Origin of the sequence: Luteibacter sp. 9133 (assembly GCF_000800155.1) — a bacterium.
GTDB classification, from domain to species: Bacteria; Pseudomonadota; Gammaproteobacteria; order Xanthomonadales; family Rhodanobacteraceae; genus Luteibacter; species Luteibacter mycovicinus.
This window is the reverse complement of record NZ_JUHO01000001.1, coordinates 3244718-3265025: the sequence shown is the minus strand read 5'-3', so window position 1 is coordinate 3265025 and position 20308 is coordinate 3244718. Positions and strand designations below refer to the sequence as shown.

Below are 20308 nucleotides of genomic sequence, written 5' to 3'. Positions count from 1 at the left end.
GGCGCCGACGGGCATTACCGGGCGAGCGAGCGCTCGCTGCGATCCAGGAACTCGAGCATCTGGCGGACGTCTTCGCTGTTCTCGGCTTGCGAGAGCAACTGCTCACGCGCTTCGGCCAGAGGCAGGCCGGCCATGTACAGCGTGCGGTAGGCGCGCTTGATGGCGGCGATGCGGGCCGTGTCGAAGCCACGACGCTTGAGGCCTTCGCTGTTGATGCCGCGCGGACGGCCACGGGTCTCGTTGGCCATCATGACGAACGGCGGAACGTCCGAGCCTACGAGGCAGCCCATCCCGATGAACGCGTGCGCGCCCACCTTGCAGAACTGGTGCACGCCCGAATAGCCCGACATGATGGTCCAGTCGCCGATTTCCGCATGTCCGGCCAGCGCCGAATAGTTGGAAAACACCACGTGATTGCCGACCTGGCAATCGTGCGCGATGTGCACGTAGGCGAGCAGCCAGTTGTCGTTACCGATGCGCGTGATGCCGCCACCGTCGCCGGTACCGCGGTTGATCGTGACGAATTCGCGGATGAGGTTGCGGTCGCCGATGATGACCTCGGTGCGCTCACCCTGCCACTTCTTGTCCTGCGGTGCGCCGCCGATGGAGGCGAACTGCGAGATGCGGTTGTCGCGACCGATGACGGTGGGGCCTTCGATCACCACGTGAGGACCGATGGTGGTTCCCTCGCCGACGACGACGTCCGCACCGATCACGCTGAACGCACCGATGCTGACGTTATCCGCGATGCGCGCCGACGGATCGATCTGCGCGGAGGGATGAATCATTTGTCGTTCCTCGCTGCGCACATCAGCTCGCAGCAGGCGACGACCTTGCCATCGACGAGGGCCCTGGCTTCGAACAGGCCCATGCCGCGGATGAGGCGCTTCAGCGAGACTTCCATACGCAGCTGGTCGCCCGGGGCGACCACGGCGGAGAAGCGCGCGTTGTCCACCTTGACCAGGTAGAACAACGGGCTGCCGCTCTGGCCATCCATCTGGCTGGTGATCTGCGTCAGCAGGCCGGCGGTCTGTGCCAGGGCCTCGACGATCAGGACGCCGGGCATGACCGGATGACCCGGGAAATGACCCTGAAAGAACGGCTCGTTGATCGAGACGTTCTTGATCGCCACGATCGACTTGCCCGGCTCGATCTCGATGACGCGATCGACCAGCAGAAACGGATAGCGATGCGGCAGGAGTCGCTGGATCTGCTCCACGTCGACGGGGAGCGTCACGGCGGCTTTCGATTCGGTCATTGCCCTTTTTCCTTTTCCAGCGCCGCGATGCGGCGCACGTATTCGTCGAGATGTTTCATGCGCGCCGCGTTCCGCCGCCATTGGCGGTTTTCCTGCAGCGGGGTGCCGGAGGAGTACTCGCCGGCTTCCCTGATCGATGACGTGACCAGGCTCTTCGCCGTGATGGTAACCCGGTCGGCCAGTTCGAGGTGGCCCAGCACCCCCGCGTTACCGCCGATCAGGCAGTAACGGCCGATCTTCGCGCTGCCGGCGACCGCCGAGCACCCGGCCATGGCCGTGTGGGCACCGATATGCACGTTATGGGCGATCTGGATCTGGTTGTCGAGGCGGACATCCTCCTCCAGCACCGTATCTTCCAGCGCGCCGCGATCGATCGTGGTGTTGCTGCCGATCTCGCAGTCGTCCCCGATCCGGACCCCGCCGAGCTGGGGAAGCTTGATCCAGTGGTCGCGGTCGAAGGCCAGGCCGAAGCCGTCGGAGCCGATCACCGCGCCCGGGTGGATCAGGACGCGCCTGCCCAGGGTCACGCGGATCACCAGGGTGACCCGGGCGACGAGGCGCGAACCCGCGCCGACCACGCAGCCCGGCCCGATCGTGCAATGCGGGCCCAGGATCGCGTTCTCCTCGATGACGGCGTTGTCCTCGACCACGCAGCACGGACCCACCGATGCGGTGGGGTGAACGCGGGCGGACGGTGCCACCACCGCGCTGGGGTGAATGCCGCGCGGTGACGCCGGGTGTTTTTCGAAGAGGGCGGCGATCTTCGCATAGGCCACGTAGGGGTCTTTCGCGACGAGCGCGGCACCGTTGCGCAGTGGCAGCTGATCCGCGCCGAGCACGACGATGCCGGCCTGCGATTCGGCCAGCTGCGAGGTGTATTTCGGGTTGGACAGGAAGGTGAACTGGCTGGCCGTAGCCGCGGCCAGCGTGCCGACGCCGTCGACCGTCGTGGTCGGATCGCCGTGGGCCTCGAGGCCGAAGCGCTCGGCCAGCTCGGCCAGGGTGTACTGCGGATTTCCGCTCACGGGGGGCTCCCAAAGAAAAGGGGTGGCCGGGTTTGCACCGGCCACCCCTCTTATTATCGTACGAAACGGCGATGCCGCTTCGTTGGCTTTTCGCGCGCGGGGCGCGGTCCTGCGGTGTCGCTTAGAACGTGTTGCCGAACGTGAACTGGATGCGTTCGACGAAGCGGTTGTCGGCGTCCTTCTTACGGAACGGCACGGCGAAGTTGATGATCAGCGGGCCGATCGGCGCCTGCCACTGCAGGGACAGACCGGTCGAGGCGCGCAGCTCGCTGGCGTCGAACGAGCCGTAGTCCTTGTAGACGTTACCGACGTCGACGAACCAGGAGACGCGGGCGGTGTTCACGTCCTTGAGGAACGGCAGCGGCAGGAACATCTGCGCCGTGCCGAGCACCTTGAACGCGCCACCGACCGGCTGGCCGTAGCTGTAATAGCCGCCCGTGCACTTGCCCTTGCTGTCCGGCGTGGAGGAGGTGCTCCCGCCGTCGCACAGGCGGGGACCCAGGGTGTTGTCCTGGAAGCCGCGGACGTCACGCACACCGCCGGCGTAGTAGTTCTCCCAGAACGGGAACGCCACCTTGTCGCCCTTCTGGTACTCGACGATCGGGTTGCCGCTGGCATCCTTCGCGATGGTGCCGTCGGCATTCATCTGGTACGACGTGTTGCTGTAGGTCGTGCCGTAGGTCTTGCCGTAACCGACCTGACCGTCGAGGTAGAGCACGAAGCCCTTACCGATCGGCCAGTAGTGGTTGGCTTCGCCGAACAGCTTGTAGTACTGCACGGTCGAACCCGGCAGCGCGCCGGACACCGAGGCCGTCAGCTGGCCGCCGCGGGTCGGAGCCCAGTAGCTGTTACGCGTGTCATGCGTGTAGCCGAGGCTGGACGTCCACGAATGGATCGTCTTGTTGCCCAGCGCGTTCTGGTAGCCGACCAGCGCTTCCGGCGTGTAATACGACGTGTTGATCAGGTTGGAACTGACACCCAGGCTCGTCGACACGGAGTCGAAGTCGGTGATCGGGAACGACAGGGTCGTTTCGAACGACTTGGTGCTGTACGTGTAGTTCGCCAGATCGGTATCGCCGTAATCCAGCTTGCTGTAACCGAGGTTGTAGCCGAGCTGGATGCCGGAATCCGTGAGGTACGGATTGGTGTAGCTGGCGTTGACGCGCTTGTAGTACGTGCTGGTTTCCGCGCCGATCGAGAAGCGGTCGCCGGTGCCCAGGAAGTTGTTCTGCGACACGGAGGCCGAGAGGATGATGCCCGAGTACTGCGAGTAACCGACGCCGAACATCAGCGAGCCGGCGGACTGCTCCTCGACCTTGGCGGTCAGATCGACCTGATCGACGGTGCCCGGCACGAGTGCCTTGTCGATGTCGACGGTCTTGAAGTAGCCGAGGCGCTGCAGACGGGTCTTCGAACGATCGATGGCGCCCTGCGAATACCACGCGCCTTCGAGCTGACGCATTTCACGACGCAGGACCTCGTCTTCCGTGCGGGTGTTGCCCTGGAAGACCACGCGGCGGACGTACACGCGCTTGCCCGGCTCGATGAAGAGCGTGAGGTCGGCGGTGCGCTTGTCCTTGTCGAGCTTGGGAATCGGGGTGACCTTGGCGAACGCGTAACCGATGTTCGCGAGGATGCCCTTGATGGCGTCATCGCTGGCTTCGATCGCGCCGCGGTTGAAGGTGTCGCCCTTCTTGATGAAGACCAGCTTGCGCAGGGTTTCTTCCGGAAGGATCAGTTCGCCGAGGAGCTTCACGTCGGAGACGGTATAGACCTCGCCTTCCTTCACCGACGCATCGACGTACATCGCGCGCTTGTCGGGGCTGATCGCGACCTGGGTCGAATCGATACCGAAGTCGGCGTAACCGCGATTCATGTAGTAGTTGCTGAGCTTCTCCAGATCGCCGGAGAGCTTTTCGCGCGAGTACTGGTCGTCCTTGGAGTACCAGGACAGCCAGTTGCTGGTGTTGGACTCGAAACCTTCGCGGATGGCCTTATCGGTGAAGGCCTTGTTGCCGACGACGTTGATCTCCTTGATCTTCGCCGCCTTGCCTTCGCGGATTTCGATGTCGATCGCCACGCGGTTGCGGTCGAGCTGGGTCACGTGCGGATCGACCGACACGTTGTACTTGCCGCGGTTGTAGTACTGACGGATGAGTTCCTGCTGGACACGGTCGAGCGACAGGCGGTCGAAGGTCTCGCCTTCGGCCAGGCCGATCTCCTTCAGACCCTTGCGCAGGTCGTCTTCCTTGATGTCCTTGTTACCGCGCAGCGTGAGCTTGGCGATAGCCGGGCGTTCGACGACCTTGATCACCAGGATGTCGCCCTGGCGGTCGAGTTCGACGTCGCTGAAGAATTTGGTCTGGTACAGGGCGCGGATGGCGGCCTGGGCCTTGTCGTCGCTAAGGGTTTCACCCTTTTCGATCGGCAGGTAGCTCAGCACCGTGCCTTGCGCGATACGCGTAAGGCCATCGATACGAATGTCGGAAACGACGAACGGCTCGAAAGCGGCAAGCGCATTGGCGGACAGGGAGGCGAGCAAGATCAGGGCGGCGATACGCTTCATCGTCGATTCCGTTGGGTTAATTCCAGTCGCCGGCGGACGAGGCCGGTGACCGAAGAGGAGCACGCGCCGGACTCGTGCCCGGCGTCGTTCGGCTACGGGCGCGGGAGCGTCCGGGGCCTGGGTGATACGGATGTGTCAAGAAACAAGCAGTCGCTGGATGTCGTTGAAGAACGCCAGCCCCATCATGGTGAACAACAGGGCGATGCCTACGTACTGGCCAGCGATCATGGTGCGCTCGCTGACCGGGCTGCCTTTGACCAACTCGATAAGGTAATACAGCAGGTGTCCACCGTCCAAGACCGGGATGGGCAGGAGGTTCAAGATCGCAAGACTCAGCGAGACCAGGGCCAGGAAGCTGAGGAACCAGCCCAGGCCGCGGTTGGCGGAATCGTTGGCGACCTGCGCGATGCCGATGACGCCGGACAGGTTCTTGGTGGACGCCTGACCCGACAACATCTTGCCGATCAGGTTGAAGGTGGAGGTGGTGCCCGCCCAGGTTGCCCGGAGCGACTCGCTGAAAGCCCGTACGGGGCCGTAGCGGAGCGTGGCGGCTTCCATGGCCTGGCTGCTGACGCCGATCAGCCAGCGGCTGGGCTGGCCCTGTTCGGAGCGCATGCGTGCGGTGACGTCGAACGTCTTCGCCTGGCCGTCGCGCACGATACCGATGGCCAGCTTCGGCGAGATGGCGGCCTGCTCGGGGACCAGCGTGGTGAAGTCGGAGAAGTCGGCGACCGGCTTGCCGTTGACGCTGACGATGCGGTCGCCGCTATGAATGCCGGCGGCGGAGGCCGGATCGCCCGGAACCACCTGGCCGACCACGGGCGGCGCCTGCAGGCCGAGGCCAAGCTGGGTCAGGCGCTTGCCGATGTCGTCGCTGTCGGCGAGTTTCTGGATCGGCAGGACGACGTCGCGCTGCGAGCCGTCGGTGCCCTTCACGTGGACAGGCAGTGGTTCGTTGCCGAGCAGGCCGTTGACCACGCCGTTCAGCGCGTCGCTCCAGGTGCCGACGGCCTCGCCGTTGACGGCGAGAAGGCGATCGCCGGGGCGAATGCCGGCCTGTTCGGCGATGCTGCCCTTCTCGGCGGCCACGATGGGAGCGAAGTCGGGCTTGCCGATCATATACATCGCCCAGAAGGCGGCGATGGTGAAAATCAGATTGAATGCCGGACCGGCGGCGACGATGGCGATGCGTTTCCACACGGACTTGCCGGTGAACTCCTGGTCGCGCCAGGCCGGATCGACGTCACCCTCGCGGGCATCGAGCATCTTGACGTAGCCGCCGAGCGGAATGGCCGCCACCTGGTATTCGGTGCCGTCCTTCGCGACGCGACGCCACAGCGGCCGGCCGAAGCCCACGGAAAAGCGGAGCACGCGAACGCCACAGCGGCGTGCGACCCAGTAGTGGCCGAATTCGTGGAAGGTCACCAGCACGCCAAGCGTGACCAGCAGCCAGAACACGGAACCGAGGAAGGGGCTCATCAGGAAAAGAGGGTCTCGAAGATAAAAAACGTTGGAGTGGAGCGAGTTTAGCAGTAAGCGCGGTGGAGCACGCCCCGTGCCGCCCGGCGAGCTTCCCCATCACGCTCCACAAGCGTCTGGACATCGACCACGGGTTTGGCCGGCAGTTCCTCAAGAACGCGTTCGACCACCTCGGAAATACCGAGGAAGGGCAGCGTTCCGGCCAGGAACGCGTCTACCGCGACCTCGTTGGCGGCATTGAGGATGGCGGTGGCGTCGCCTCCGGCCCGGAGGGCGTCGAAGGCCAGGGCCAGGCAGCGGAAGGTGTCCGTGTCGGGTTTTTCGAAGTCGAGACGGGCATGCGTGGCGAGATCGAGCGGTGCGACGCCGGCCTCGATCCGCTCCGGATAGGCGAGGGCGCAGGCGATGGCCGTGCGCATGTCGGGGTTGCCCAGCTGGGCGAGCATCGACCCGTCGACGTAGTCGACCATCGAGTGAACCAGGCTCTGCGGATGCACCACCACGTCGATGGCGTCCGCGGGTGCGCCGAACAGATGATGCGCTTCGATCACCTCCAGGCCCTTGTTCATCAGGGTGGCGGAGTCGACCGAGATCTTCCGGCCCATCGACCACTTGGGGTGCGCACAGGCTTCATCGGGCGTGATGCCGCCCAGTTCCGCCCGGGTACGGCCGCGGAACGGGCCGCCCGAGGCGGTGAGCACCAGCCGGCGCACGCCGGCGCGTGCCAGTTCGGGCCGGCCGCCGGGCAGGCACTGGAAAATGGCGTTGTGCTCGGAGTCGACCGGAATCAGATCGCCGCCACCGGCGCGCAGCGCCTCGAGCAGCAGGGCGCCCCCCATGACGATCGATTCCTTGTTGGCCAGGAGCAGGCGTTTGCCCGCACGTGCGGCGGCCAGCGTCGAGTCGAGTCCCGCGGCACCGACGATGGCGGCCACGACCGTGTCGCAGAGCGGACCCGCGGCCGCCGCACTGACCGCGTCGGCGCCGGATGCGACGTCGCAGCGGACGCCAAGCGCCGCGAGGCGACGGGCGAGGTCCGCTTCCATCGAAGGGTCCGCGACGATGGCGAGGTCGGGACGGAAGCGCGCGCAGAGGGCGGCCAGCGCTTCGGTGCCCCGGTTGGCGACGAGGACGGTGGCGCGGAAGCGATCCGGGTGCCGTGCGACGACGTCGAGCGTGCTGCCCCCGATCGAGCCCGTGGCACCGAGGACGGCGACGTTGCGGATAGCCATGGCCTACAGGCCCAGCAGCATCTTGCCCGCCACGAAGATCGGCAGGGCGGCGAAGACGCTGTCTAGGCGGTCCAGCAGTCCGCCGTGGCCCGGGAAGAGGTTGCCCGAATCCTTGACCTCGGCGTGGCGCTTCATGAGGCTCTCGAAAAGATCCCCGACGACGGCGATCGCGACGGTCAGCACGCCCAGCACGCCCAGCCCGATCAGGTGGGCGGCGTCACTCACGCCAAGCATCCAGCCGCCGAGCACGGCGACCAGGGCGCCGCCGAGCACGGCGCCATAGACGCCCGCCCAGGTCTTCCCCGGGCTGATACGTGGAGCGAGCTTGCGGCGGCCGAACTGGCGGCCGCTGAAATAGGCGCCGGTGTCGGCGGCCCAGACGATCATGAGGGAAAGCAGGGTCCACCAGTGGCCACGGTCGCTGCCGTGCAGGGCCATGGCGGCGGCGAAGGTCGGCACGATGACCAGGACGCCCGTGCCGATCTTCAGCAGGCGGTTCTCGGCGTTGGGCGCCGCGGCGAAGGTGAAGTGTCGCAACCAGAAGCAGCAGCCGATCCACCAGGCCACGCCCACGAGAGTCAGTACGGTGAGCAGGCCCGGCGTGGCGATGAGCAGAACGGCGAGCAGCAGCGCGGCGGCACCCGCCACGACGATGCCGCGGCCGACGGCGGTGCGGCAGCCCGCCAGAAGGCTCCACTCCCACGCGGCACCGACGAACACCAGCGCGATCACCGCGGCGAAGTACACGGTGGGCGGCAGGAGGATCAGCGCGAGAACCAGTGGAAGCAGGATCAGGGCGGTGGTGATGCGTTGTTTCAGCATGGCGGTCCGGCGTCAGCCTTGGGCGACCTGTTCGCCGGTGCGGCCATAGCGGCGCTCCCGGCGGGCATAGTCGTCGAGAGCCTCGGCGAGGCAGGCCTGGTCGACGTCGGGCCACAGGGTGTCTGTGAAATAGAGCTCGGCGTAGGCGATCTGCCAGAGCAGGAAATTGCTGACGCGACGTTCGCCGCCGGTGCGGATGAACAGATCCAGCGGCGGCTGATCGGCGAGACAGGTATACGTGGCGAGGCGGGTCTCGTCGATGTCGCCGGGGGCGAACTCGCCACGGCTTGCCGCTTCGGCGGCCAGTCGTGCGGCGTTGGCGATATCCCAGCGGCCGCCGTAGTTGACGGCGATGTTCAGGTTGAGCGCCTGGTTGCCGCCGGTCCGCTCCATGGCGTCGAGCATCCGCTGGCGGAGTTCCGGCGCGAAACCGTCCAGGTCGCCGACGAAGCGAATGCGGACCCCGTGGCCATGCAGCTCGTCCACTTCCTTGTCGATCGCCTTCAGGAAGAGCTCCATCAGCGCCGACACCTCGGTGGCGGGGCGATTCCAGTTTTCGCTGGAGAAGGCGAACAGGGTGAGCGAGGCGATGCCGCGCTGGAGGCAGAACTCGACGGCCTTGCGCACGGCTTTCTGCCCGGCGTGGTGGCCGAACGTGCGCGGGCGAAGGCGCCGTTTGGCCCAGCGCCCGTTGCCATCCATCACGATGGCGAGATGGCGGGGAACCCTGCCTTCGTCGGGCCTCGCGGTCATGGATGCGGTCTGATGGCGCGTCAGAGCGCCATCAGCTCCTTTTCCTTTTCCTTGACGACGTCGTCGACTTCCTTGACGAACTTGTCCGTCAGCTTCTGGATGTCGTCGTCCGCACGCTTCTGGTCGTCTTCCGTGATTTCCTTGTCCTTGAGCAGCTTGCCGACATGCTGCACGGCGTCGCGGCGCACGTTGCGGATGGCGATCTTGGCGGCTTCGCCTTCCTTCGCGACGCTCTTGGCGAGCTCCTTGCGGCGCTCCTCGGTCGGCGGCGGGAAGTTGAGGCGGATGTCCATGCCCATCGTCGTCGGCGTGATGCCGAGGTCGGAAGCCATGATGGCCTTCTCGATCGGGCCGATCATGCTCTTGTCGAACGGCTTGACCGACAGCGAGCGCGCGTCGGGCGTGCTCACGTTGGCGACCTGCGACAGCGGGGTGGGCGAGCCGTAATAGGGAACGACGATATTGTCGAGGATCGACGCGTTGGCGCGGCCGGTCCGGATCGTCTTAAGGTCGTGCTTGAGGGAGTCGATGCTCTTGCCCATGCGGGTCTCAGCATCTTTCTTGATGTCGTTGATCATGGGCTGGTTTCCGGTCGAACTGGTCAGCAGACGAGTATAGCAGTGAGGGCGCGTGCGGCCGTGCCGCAGCGCGCCAAGGATCGTCGGCGCCCCTCAGGGCGCCGGATAGCGGCGGATTCAGCCGGCGTTGACGAGCGTGCCTACGGGCTCGCCCTGCATGATGCGCATGAGGCTTCCCGGCTGGGTCATGTCGTAGATGCGGAGGGGCAGCTTGTTCTCGCGGCACAGCGCGATGGCGGCGGTGTCCATGACCTCGAGACGGCGCTCGATCACCTGGTTGTAGGTCAGGTGGTCATAGCGCTCGGCGGTCGGGTCGCGCTTCGGATCGGCCGAGTAGATGCCGTCGACCTTGGTCGCCTTGAGCAACAGGTCCGCACCGACTTCGACAGCGCGCAGGGCGGCCGCGGAGTCCGTCGTGAAGAACGGGTTGCCGATACCCGCGGCGAACAGGGCGACGCGGCCCTTCTCGAGGTGGCGAATGGCGCGGCGACGAATGAAGTCTTCGCAGACTTCGTTGATCTTGATGGCGCTCATCGTGCGGGCTTCGCCACCCAGCTTCTCGATGGCGTCCTGCATGGCGAGCGCATTCATCACGGTGGCCAGCATGCCCATGTGATCGCCGGTGACGCGATCCATGCCCGAGGCAGCCAGGCCGGCGCCGCGGAAGATGTTGCCGCCGCCGATGACGACGCCGATCTGTACTCCGGCATCGCGCACTTCGAGGATCTCCTTGGCGAGGCGGCCGATCACCTTGGGATCGATACCGTAGTCCTCGGTTCCCATCAGGGCTTCACCGGAGAGTTTGAGCAGGATGCGGCGGTGTTTCAGCGGATTGCTCATTCGGGGATCTCCAGTTTGTGTGGGGCAAAACGGCCGTAGTTTAACGCGTGGGCGGTTGTTACAGCTATGTGAATTCCTGCGCCGAGGTCACGTTTTCCGGGTTTCGCGTTTTCGCTCCTGCGTTCGTTCAGGGTCGTGGAAACAAAAAAAGAGCCGCGATCGCTCGCGGCTCTTTCAGGTCCTGCCAGGAGGTGAGGCTTACGCCAGACCGGCCTGCTTCATGACTTCGGCGGCGAAGTCGTCGACGACCTTCTCGATGCCTTCGCCAACGGCCAGACGCTGGACCGAGATGATCTCGGCACCGGCCTTCTTGAGGGCTTCAGCGACCGTGACGTCACCGTCCAGCACGTACGGCTGGCCGACGAGGGTCACTTCGGCGAGGATCTTGTTGACCTTGCCGGAGACGATCTTGTCGAGGATGTCGGCCGGCTTGGCCTTGTCCTTGTCAGTCATCTTGGACAGCTCGATTTCCTTTTCCTTCTCGAGGAAATCGGCCGGGACGTCTTCGACCTTGACGAACTTCGGGTTCATCGCAGCAACGTGCATGGCGATACCCTTGGCCAGCTCTTCCGAGCCGCCCTTCAGGTTGACCAGCACGCCGATGCGGCCGCTGTGCGAGTAGGCGCCGATGGTGTCGGTGCTCTCGATCTTAGCCATGCGACGGACGTCGAACTTCTCACCGATGGTGAGCGTCAGTGCCTTGGCGCCTTCCTCGACCGTGGTGTCGCCGAGCTTCGCGGCCTTGAGGGCCGTGATGTCGTTGACGCCCGACTCGAGGGCGGCGTTGGCGACGTCCTTGGTGAACTGGATGAACTGCTCGTTGCGCGAGGAGAAGTCGGTTTCGCTGTTGACTTCGATCAGGGCGGCGACGCCGGGCTTCTGCGCGATGGCGACGAGGCCTTCGGCAGCGACGCGGTCAGCCTTCTTGTCAGCCTTGGCCATGCCGTTCTTGCGCAGCCACTCCATCGCCACTTCGATGTCGCCATTGTTTTCGACGAGCGCCTTCTTGCACTCCATCATGCCGACGCCGGAACGCTGACGCAGTTCATTGACGAGCTTGGCGGAAATCTCAGCCATGGTAGTTCCTCAAAGTTTTGATGGGCGCCGCGGCGGACATGCCGCGGCGCCGGATGAAACGGAAGAGCTGGACGGGGTGGGGCGCTTACGCGCGGCCACGACCACCGTCACGGCCGCCTTCGCGACGCGGAGCACCCTTCTTCGCCGGGGCGCCGCGACGATCGCCGCGAGCGGCCTCGTCCTTGGCGACCGGGTTGCCTTCCTCGTCCATCTCGACGAACTCGTTCGCGTCGCCACGGGCGGCGTTCGGAGCGGCGGCCTTGCCTTCCAGGATGGAGTCGGCAGCGGCGCGGGCGTAGAGCTGGATGGCGCGGATGGCGTCGTCGTTACCCGGGATGGCGTAGTCGACGAGGGCCGGGTCGTAGTTGGTATCGACGACGGCGACGACCGGGATGCCGAGCTTGCGGGCTTCCTGGACGGCGATGTCTTCGTGACCGATGTCGACGATGAACAGGGCGTCCGGCAGACGGTTCATGTCCTTGATGCCGCCCAGCGAGTTCTGCAGCTTCTCGCGCTCACGGCGACGGGCGAGCACTTCGTGCTTGACCAGCTTCTCGAACGAACCGTCGGTTTCGGCGGCTTCGAGTTCCTTCAGGCGGGCGACCGACTGCTTGACCGTGCGGAAGTTGGTCAGCATGCCGCCGAGCCAGCGGGCGGTGACGAACGGCTGGCCGGCGCGCGAAGCTTCTTCGGCGAGCGACTCACGAGCCGAACGCTTGGTGCCGACGAACAGGATGGTGCCGCCCTTCTGGGCCAGGCCCGAGAGGAAGTTCATCGCGTCGGTGAAGAGCGGAAGGGTCTTCTCGAGGTTGATGATGTGGATCTTGCCGCGGGCGCCGAAGATGTACGGAGCCATCTTGGGGTTCCAGTAACGGGTCTGGTGGCCGAAATGGACGCCGGCTTCCAGCATCTCGCGCATGGTGACTTGTGCCATGGAATTACTCCTGGGCGAACCGCATCGAGCGGTTCTATGGGGGTTGGGACCTCCACGCATCCCCGGCTTCGACCCGGTCCTGTCGGACCAGGCACCCCGAAGGCGGTGCCGATGCGTGTGTGGCGTTAAATGCGACGGTTTGGCCGGGCCAAGGATGGCTCCATGCGGTTACAATCGCGCTTCGTATCGCCGCCGTGGCCACGGATAAGTGGCTTCGCCGGACAGCAAAACTCGCTAATTGTAGCCTTCGGAACCGCCCAGCCGCAAGATCGGGGTGGAATTCCATCGGGGACGCCGCCATTTTCCTGGCAGGCCCTACACCCCGAGGGCAAAGGAACAGAGAGAACCGCCATGGCAGTCGTACCGAAGACCCCTGAAGAGATCCAGAGCATGCGCGAGGCGGGCCGTCTGGCCGCCGAGGTTCTGGCCATGCTGGTGCCGCACGTGAAACCGGGTGTGACCACCGAGCACCTGGATCGCCTGGCCCACGACCACATCGTGAACGTCCAGAAGGCGATCCCCGCCAACGTCGGCTACCGGGGCTTCCCGAAAACGGTCTGCACCTCGGTCAACCATGTGATCTGCCACGGTATTCCGACCGAAACCAAGGTCCTCAAGGACGGCGACATCGTCAATATCGACGTCACGGTCATCAAGGATGGCTGGCACGGCGATACCAGCCGCATGTATTTCGTCGGCACGCCCAGCGTGCTGGCCAGACGGCTGGTCGATACCACCTTCGAGGCCATGATGAAGGGCATCGAGGCGGTCAGGCCGGGCGCCACGCTGGGCGACGTCGGTGCGGCCATCCAGAAGCACGCCGAGGCCGCCGGTTTCTCGGTGGTCCGCGAGTACTGCGGCCACGGCATCGGCAAGGTCTATCACGACGAGCCGCAGGTGCTGCATTACGGCCGCAACGGCACCGGGCTGGAACTGAAGCCGGGCATGACCTTCACCATCGAACCGATGATCAACGCTGGCAAACCGCAGACCAAGTCGCTGCCGGACGGCTGGACCGTGGTCACGAAGGATCATTCGCTGTCCGCGCAGTGGGAGCACACGATCGCCGTGACCGACGACGGTTTCGAGATCCTGACGCCCTGGCCGGACGCCGCCTGACACACGTTTTTCGTTTTACTCCACCGAGGGCTTCGACGTGACGCTTCCACCGCTTCCACGCCTGCCCGCCGTGGTCCCCCGCTCGGGCGTGTCGCCCGACGCGCGGCGCGCCCTCCGTCAGTTGATGGGCGACGTCGATCGTGCGCTCACCGTCGCCTTCAACGACGGTGAGGATGCTTCCGCGCTGGCCCGTCGCCGGGCCGAGATCGTGGAGCGCGTGGTCGTCCACGCATGGGGCGCCTGCCTGGGCGATATCGCCGCCGCCGCGCTGTTCGCGGTGGGCGGGTTCGGTCGGGGCATGCTGTTTCCCGCGTCCGATGTCGACCTTCTGGCTCTGGTCGGCGAGAGCTCGCCGGCCCTCTACCGCGCGCTGGAAAACTTCTTCAGCTGCCTGTGGGATATCGGCCTGAAGCCGGGCCACGCCGTGCGGACGGTCGCGCAATGCCGCGAACTGGCCGCGCAGGACGCCAGCGTCTTCACCAGCCTGCTCGACGCGAAGCGTCTGGCCGGCTGGCCGATCCTGGGCCAGGAGCTCCGCGGCATCCTCGACGATCCCGCCCTGTGGTCACCGCGCGCCTACCTGGCCGCGCGCCTGGCGGAGCGCGACGCGCGTCATGCGCGCTACGACGATACCGCCCAGAATCTCGAGCCGAACCTCAAGGACGGGCCGGGTGGTCTGCGCACGCTCGACTCGTTGCGCTGGCTTGGCCGTCGGCTGGCCGATGCCCCGGACTTCGATGCCATGGTCGCCGAGGGTCTGCTGGAACCCGTGGAGGCTGCCCGGCTGACCCGCGCCGAGGAAACCCTGCGTCGTTATCGCTATGCGCTGCATCTGGAGGCAGGGCGTGCCGAAGAGCGCCTCCTGTTCGATTACCAGCGGGCGCTCGCTACCCGGCTTGGCTTCGAGGACGAGCACGCGAAGAACCTCGGCGTCGAGCAGTTCATGCAGGGCTATTACCGCGCCGCCACGCAGATCGAGCGCTCGGGCACGCAGCTGGTCGAACGTTTCGAGGAAATGCTGGATCCGCAGAGCGAGCCCGAGAGCGTGGGCACCGACTACCTGCGCTACGGTTCACGCATCACCGTGCGCGATCCCGAGCTGTTCGTCCGCCGCCCGGCGGCTCTGGTGGAGATTTTCATCGCGCGGCTCGACGAGCCGGGTATCACGGGATTCACCGCCGAAACGATGCGGCGTATCCAGCACGCGGTATCGTCGCATGGCGAACTGCTTGCCGATGATCCGAGGGTGCTCGAAGCGTTCCTCACGCTGCTGAAGCGCGGGGCGCCGGCCGTCGAGGCGCTCTGGCGGATGAATCGCCATGGCCTGCTCGCGGCGATTCTTCCCGCGTTCGGCAAGGTGGTCGGGCGCATGCAATACGACCTGTTCCACGTGTACACGGTCGACGAACACACGCTGCGCGTCCTGCGCAACGTCGCGCGCTTCGCGGATCCGGCGGCGCGCCGCGACTTCCCGATCGCGTGCGAGATCTGGCCGCACATCGACAAGCCCGAACTCATGTTGCTGGCGGCGTTGTTCCATGACATCGCCAAGGGGCGCGGCGGCGATCACTCCGTTCTCGGTGAGGAAGATGCCCGCGCCTTCTGCGCACGCCTCGGTCTTCCGGGCGACGACATCGATCTCGTCGCCTGGCTGGTGCGCCATCACCTGCTGATGAGCACGACGGCGCAGCGTCAGGACATTACCGATCCCGATGTCGTGCATCGATTCGCGGCAACGGTCGGCGACTGGGAGCATCTCGATCATCTTTACCTGCTGACCATCGCCGACATCATCGGCACCAGCCCGAAACTGTGGAATGCCTGGAAGGATCGCCTGCTGGCCGACCTGTACACGGCGACCCGTTTTGCCTTGCGCAGCGATCTCACACCGCCGTCGCACTCGGGCATGCGCGTGCGTGAGTGCCGCGAGCGTGCGCTGGGCATTCTGGTGGGCGAACATGTCGCCGCCGACGAGGTCGCGCGGATCTGGTCCGAATTCCCGGATAGCAGTTTCCTTCGACACCGCCCGGAGCAGATCGCCTGGCAGACCTCGGCCATCCTGCGATCGCGCGGAGCCACGCCGCTGGTGGAGGTGCATCCGTTCTCCGTCCGCGGCAGCACCGAGCTGTTCATCTACACCAGCGACAGGGACGGCCTGTTCGCCACCGTCACCGCGGTCCTCGATCGTCTCCGCTTCTCGGTCGTCGAGGCGCGCGTGCTCGTGTCGAACACGGGCATGGCGCTGGATACCTTCCTGTTGCTGGAGTCGGACTCGCAGGCGCCGGCATCGCTGCAGCGCGCGGAAGAGTTGCGCGCGCGCCTGCGTCACGCGCTTGAGCAACCTGCCGGGCAGGGGCCGCCCAAGCGGAGCATCTCCCGCCACCTTCGCCATTTCCAGATGACGCCACGCATCGAGTTCGTCGATGCGGGCGAGCGCACCCAGCTCGCGCTGGTATGCACCGATCGCCCCGGCCTGCTCGCCGCCGTGGCGCAGGCGCTGGCCGAAGCCGAGGTGCGCGTGCATGATGCGCGGATTGCGACCTTCGGTGAGCGCGTCGAAGATTTCTTCCAACTTACCGATCGCGGCAATGCGCCGTTGTCTTCCGAGCACCGGGAGATCCTGCGCGCCTGCCTGCTTCGCCATATCGGTTTCGAAACCCCCAGGACTGTCGTAAATGCAGATGCAGACGCTTGAATCCGTAATCGATGACGCCTTCGAGCGTCGCGCCGACCTCACCCAGAACGAAATCGAGGGTGGCCTCCGCGACACCGTGAGCCAGGTGCTCGATCTGCTCGAATCGGGTGAGCACCGCGTCGCCGAGCCCGACGGCAACGGCGGCTGGAAGGTCAACCAGTGGCTGAAAAAAGCCGTGCTGCTGTATTTCCGCATGAACGGCAACGTCGTCGTCGACGGCGGTCCGTCCAGCGCGTTCGACAAGGTGCCGTTGCGTTTCACCGATGGCGATGCCACTGAATACGGACGGCTCGGTGCGCGCGTGGTGCCCGGTGCGCTGGTCCGTCGCGGCGCGCACATCGCGAAAGACGTCGTGCTCATGCCCAGCTACACCAACATCGGCGCCTTCGTCGGTGCCGGCACCATGGTCGATACGTGGGCGACGGTCGGATCGTGCGCGCAGATCGGCGCGGGTGTACACCTGTCCGGCGGCGTCGGCATCGGTGGCGTGCTCGAGCCACTGCAGGCCAATCCGACCATCATCGAAGACAACTGCTTCATCGGTGCCCGCTCCGAAGTCGTCGAGGGTGTCGTGGTCGAGAAGGGCTCGGTGATCGGCATGGGCGTGTTCCTCGGCCAGTCGACGCGTATCTACAACCGCGCCACGGGCGAGATTTCCTACGGCCGCGTGCCGGCGGGCAGCGTCGTCGTCTCCGGCAGTCTGCCGTCGAAGGACGGGAGCCATAGCCTGTATGCGGCGATCATCGTCAAGCAGGTCGATGAAAAGACCCGTTCGAAGACCGGCATCAACGAACTCCTGCGCAGCGGCGACTGAGTCATGGCGATCATCGTTTACGGCTTGCCCAACTGCGATACGTGCAAGAAAGCGCGCAACTGGCTCAGCCGGTTCGAGGTGGAGCACGAGTTCGTCGATTACCGGGCTAACCCGGTGCCTGCGTCGACGCTGAAAGCGTGGTCGGAGAAGCTCGGTGGCTGGGACAAGCTGATCAACAAGGCGTCGACCACGTGGCGCACGTTGTTGCCGCAGCGCAAGGATCCGCGCAGCGACCCGGAGTGGACGCTGCTGCTCAAGGAATATCCGGCGTTGATCAAGCGTCCCGTGGTGGTCGACGGCGACGAGGTCAGCGTCGGCTTCACGGACAATGCCTTCAAAAAACGCTTCGGAAAATAAATGTCCGCCGTCCTCGACCTGACCTGTGACCTCATCCATCGCCGTTCGGTCACGCCGGACGATGCCGGCTGTCTGCCGCTGATCGCCGGGCGTCTTGCGGCTGTGGGTTTTCGCATCGAGCATCTGCGTTTTGGCGATGTCGACAATCTCTGGGCGACGCATGGCGACGGCGGTCCGGTGCTGGCCTTTCTCGGCCACACCGACGTCGTGCCGACCGGTCCGGAAGGCGCATGGGCATCGCCACCGTTCGAGCCGACGGAACGCGACGGCGTTCTCTACGGTCGTGGCGCCGCGGACATGAAGGGCTCGGTCGCGGCGATGGTGGTCGCGCTCGAGCGCTTCGTGTCGGCGCATCCCGCGCACGCCGGCACGGTCGGCTTGCTGCTGACCAGCGACGAGGAAGGTGTGGCCTTGCACGGCGTCCGTGAGGTGGTCGAGCACTTCGGGAGAACCGGGCAGCGGATCGATGCGTGCGTCGTGGGCGAGCCTTCGGCGAAAGAGCGCCTGGGCGATCTCATCCGCGTCGGTCGCCGGGGTTCGTTGTCGGGGACGCTTACGGTGCGTGGCGTGCAAGGCCACGTGGCCTATCCCGAGAAGGCGAAGAATCCGATCCATGTCTTCGCACCCGCACTCGCCGCTCTGGCGGCGGAACGCTGGGACGAAGGCAACGCCGACTTCCCGCCGACCTCGTTCCAGGTTTCCAACATCAACGCGGGTACGGGGGCGAACAACGTCATCCCCGGCGAGCTTGTGGCCCTCGTCAACTTTCGCTTTTCCACGGCGAGTACCGCTGACGGCCTGCGCGAGCGGGCGGAAACGATCCTGCGCGCCCATGGCGTCGACTTCTCCATCGACTGGCAGCTCTCGGGGCATCCGTTTCTGGCCACGCCGGGAGGGCGCTTGCGTGAGGTCGTCGTCGGCGTCTGTCGCGATGTGTGCGGCATCGATCCCGAGCAGAGCACGGGCGGCGGTACCAGCGACGGCCGGTTCGTCGCGCCGATGGGTGCGGAGGTGATCGAGCTCGGCCCGGTGAACGCGACGATCCACAAGGTCGACGAGTGCGTGTCGGTGACGGACCTGGAGCGTTTGCCGGACCTCTACGAGGCCATTTGCGCACGTATGCTTTCGTAAGCTGAGGCCTCTCGCCGACACCCGGATGTGTCGGTCGCGGGCAGCGTGTGCGCCTTTCGGGTGCGAGCATTCGCCACCCAACCGTTCAAGGAAGAACAGCATGAGGCACTGCTTCGTGGCATCCGCGCTGCTATGCGCCCTGGCGCCACTCCCCGGATTCGCCCTCTCGGTCGATGAGGTCAGCGTTCCATCCGTGACGATCCTGACCGTCGAGGCGACCGATACGCCGGACGTCGTGCGAGGTCACCTGGACAGGCTCGTCGGCGAGGGCGGTCGGATCGCGCTGGCCGGGTCTCCGGACGTCCTCGCGCTCATGCGGCCATCGTTCGTCCGCGTATGGCCGGAAACGAACACGATCCTCCTCGACGCCGCCACGGGGCTGGGCATCTTCGGTCTGAACAGTGAGGACGATGCGGCGCGCAAGGCCGCACTCTCGCGCTGGCCGTGGGACGATCCCCTGCCTGCCGCCCGTCGGACCCCGCGCGCTGCCGCCCCGCTCGCTGCCGCCCCGCGCGAAGGACGACACGTCGACTTCCGCGTCCTCGCCACATCGCCTTCATCGGTGTGCCGCAGCTTCAGTCGCGAAATGCTGCGCGTCCTGTTCGACGGGCGCCTGCCCAGCTCGGAGGAGCGTCACGATTTCCGCCGCGAGGTCCGTCGCTGGTGCCAGTACGGGACGTTGTCGCTGCACCGTGCGGAGGCACCGCAGTTCACCATCGAACCGTTCGCCTCGTCCGATGTGCCCCGTCTGACGCTGGCGACCGAATGGGCGCTGATCCGTCGTGAGGATCAGACGCAGGGCGGCACGGCAAGCTACCTGCTATGGGCCAAGACGCTGGGCGATGGCGCCGGAACCGGGTTCACCCGGCGCGACGGTTTCCACGCCTTCCTCGACCCGTCGCGGAACGAACTCCGTTACCTGATGGACGTGGCGATCCATTCGGGCTGGGGCAGCATCGAACACCGCGATGTCGTCACCGCATGGCCGCTGAACTCGACGTTTCCGGCGACCGGCGATACCCATGTCTTCCGGTGTGACGCGCCACGCGCCTTCCGGCCGGACGACTGCCCGGTGTCTCCGGTACTCCGCAAGCTTTATCCGCAGGATTCGTCGGGCGGTAACGTCAACGTGTCCTTCGGCGAAAGCTGGGCATTCGGCGGCGAGGTCAAATTCTCGCGCTCGATGGATTCGGAGGGCAAGCAGGGCATCTCCATGACCTTCGGTTTCAACCTGATGCGGACCGAAGCCACGTCGGCGGGCATCGACCTGCCTCTCGTACGCGTGCGGAGCAGCGCCGTCAACGAGTCCTATCGCAGCACGTGGTGGACGCCCGACGTACCGGCGCTGTTCCAGTGGATACTGGCGCGCCGATACCATGGAAGCCTGGCCGACGTCACCGCTCTGGCCTCGACGCTCAATCCCCGGCACGAAATCGTCTGGGAGATTCCGCTGACCGGCAACGAAGGGCGCCAGCTCCCGTACCACGTGGTGTACGAGGCCGGACTGAACACCTGCGCCAATGGGCCGGCCTGCACCTCGTATCAGCTGTCGTACGACCCGACCTACCGTGCGAAGGCGCGTGTCGGGTGGTCGGACGGCATGACCGTCAGTCTGCCTTATCGCTAGG

Annotated in this window: 18 protein-coding genes; 6 read left to right on the top strand and 12 right to left on the bottom strand. The window is 65.6% G+C overall.

The genetic code is table 11. The features are described from left to right. Nucleotides 1-14 precede the first annotated feature (14 nt). The 12 genes from lpxA to rpsB form a co-directional block, all read right to left on the bottom strand. Nucleotides 15-788, bottom strand: coding sequence for an acyl-ACP--UDP-N-acetylglucosamine O-acyltransferase (gene lpxA / locus FA87_RS14215; protein ID WP_036111044.1), 774 nt, complete (start codon nucleotides 786-788; stop codon nucleotides 15-17). Then, the gene (fabZ, locus tag FA87_RS14210; protein ID WP_036111046.1) at nucleotides 785-1258 is read right to left on the bottom strand and encodes a 3-hydroxyacyl-ACP dehydratase FabZ; all 474 of its coding nucleotides are present in this window, start codon (nucleotides 1256-1258) and stop codon (nucleotides 785-787) included. Before fabZ ends, lpxA begins: the two co-directional genes overlap by 4 nt. Further along, complete coding sequence (gene lpxD, locus FA87_RS14205; RefSeq protein ID WP_036111050.1) at nucleotides 1255-2283, bottom strand: UDP-3-O-(3-hydroxymyristoyl)glucosamine N-acyltransferase; 1029 nt, start codon at nucleotides 2281-2283, stop codon at nucleotides 1255-1257. The genes fabZ and lpxD overlap by 4 nt, the downstream gene beginning before the upstream one ends. A gap of 121 nt (nucleotides 2284-2404) precedes the next feature. Beyond that, the gene (bamA, locus tag FA87_RS14200; RefSeq protein WP_036111052.1) at nucleotides 2405-4849 is read right to left on the bottom strand and encodes an outer membrane protein assembly factor BamA; all 2445 of its coding nucleotides are present in this window, start codon (nucleotides 4847-4849) and stop codon (nucleotides 2405-2407) included. A 135-nt stretch (nucleotides 4850-4984) separates the two neighbouring features. Further along, a complete protein-coding gene (gene rseP, locus FA87_RS14195; RefSeq protein ID WP_043695397.1) occupies nucleotides 4985-6328 on the bottom strand; it encodes an RIP metalloprotease RseP in 1344 nt (447 codons plus the stop codon). Nucleotides 6329-6375: 47 nt separating this feature from the next. Next, nucleotides 6376-7554, bottom strand: coding sequence for a 1-deoxy-D-xylulose-5-phosphate reductoisomerase (locus tag FA87_RS14190; RefSeq protein ID WP_081996696.1), 1179 nt, complete (start codon nucleotides 7552-7554; stop codon nucleotides 6376-6378). Nucleotides 7555-7563: 9 nt separating this feature from the next. Next, nucleotides 7564-8382: a CDP-archaeol synthase gene (locus tag FA87_RS14185; protein WP_036111061.1), complete on the bottom strand. Its 819-nt coding sequence runs from the start codon at nucleotides 8380-8382 to the stop codon at nucleotides 7564-7566. A 12-nt stretch (nucleotides 8383-8394) separates the two neighbouring features. Continuing rightward, nucleotides 8395-9135, bottom strand: a complete 741-nt coding sequence (gene uppS, locus FA87_RS14180; RefSeq protein WP_043695391.1) for a polyprenyl diphosphate synthase — start codon at nucleotides 9133-9135, stop codon at nucleotides 8395-8397. Nucleotides 9136-9155: 20 nt separating this feature from the next. Then, on the bottom strand, nucleotides 9156-9713 hold the full coding sequence (gene frr / locus FA87_RS14175) for a ribosome recycling factor (RefSeq protein WP_036111065.1): 558 nt from the start codon (nucleotides 9711-9713) through the stop codon (nucleotides 9156-9158). 117 nt (nucleotides 9714-9830) lie between these two features. Further along, the gene (pyrH, locus tag FA87_RS14170; RefSeq protein ID WP_036111068.1) at nucleotides 9831-10553 is read right to left on the bottom strand and encodes a UMP kinase; all 723 of its coding nucleotides are present in this window, start codon (nucleotides 10551-10553) and stop codon (nucleotides 9831-9833) included. Nucleotides 10554-10751: 198 nt separating this feature from the next. Continuing rightward, nucleotides 10752-11630, bottom strand: coding sequence for a translation elongation factor Ts (gene tsf, locus FA87_RS14165; protein WP_036111071.1), 879 nt, complete (start codon nucleotides 11628-11630; stop codon nucleotides 10752-10754). An 85-nt stretch (nucleotides 11631-11715) separates the two neighbouring features. After that, nucleotides 11716-12564, bottom strand: a complete 849-nt coding sequence (rpsB, locus tag FA87_RS14160) for a 30S ribosomal protein S2 (protein WP_036111073.1) — start codon at nucleotides 12562-12564, stop codon at nucleotides 11716-11718. 351 nt (nucleotides 12565-12915) lie between these two features. On the opposite strand from rpsB, the gene map reads away from it, so the two are divergent. The 6 genes from map (at nucleotide 12916) to FA87_RS14130 (ending at nucleotide 20307) form a co-directional block, all read left to right on the top strand. Then, entirely contained in the window at nucleotides 12916-13683 is a 768-nt protein-coding gene (gene map / locus FA87_RS14155; RefSeq protein WP_036111076.1) for a type I methionyl aminopeptidase, read from the top strand. 124 nt (nucleotides 13684-13807) lie between these two features. Next, the gene (glnD, locus tag FA87_RS14150) at nucleotides 13808-16378 is read left to right on the top strand and encodes a [protein-PII] uridylyltransferase (protein ID WP_081996695.1); all 2571 of its coding nucleotides are present in this window, start codon (nucleotides 13808-13810) and stop codon (nucleotides 16376-16378) included. Then, on the top strand, nucleotides 16365-17192 hold the full coding sequence (dapD, locus tag FA87_RS14145) for a 2,3,4,5-tetrahydropyridine-2,6-dicarboxylate N-succinyltransferase (RefSeq protein WP_043698193.1): 828 nt from the start codon (nucleotides 16365-16367) through the stop codon (nucleotides 17190-17192). The genes glnD and dapD overlap by 14 nt, the downstream gene beginning before the upstream one ends. A 3-nt stretch (nucleotides 17193-17195) precedes the next feature. Continuing rightward, entirely contained in the window at nucleotides 17196-17549 is a 354-nt protein-coding gene (locus tag FA87_RS14140; protein ID WP_043695386.1) for a Spx/MgsR family RNA polymerase-binding regulatory protein, read from the top strand. Next, nucleotides 17550-18680, top strand: a complete 1131-nt coding sequence (dapE, locus tag FA87_RS14135) for a succinyl-diaminopimelate desuccinylase (RefSeq protein ID WP_043695384.1) — start codon at nucleotides 17550-17552, stop codon at nucleotides 18678-18680. Nucleotides 18681-18780: 100 nt separating this feature from the next. Next, nucleotides 18781-20307 (top strand): hypothetical protein, encoded by a 1527-nt coding sequence (locus FA87_RS14130; RefSeq protein WP_043695381.1) that lies wholly within the window; start codon nucleotides 18781-18783, stop codon nucleotides 20305-20307. Nucleotide 20308 lies beyond the last annotated feature (1 nt).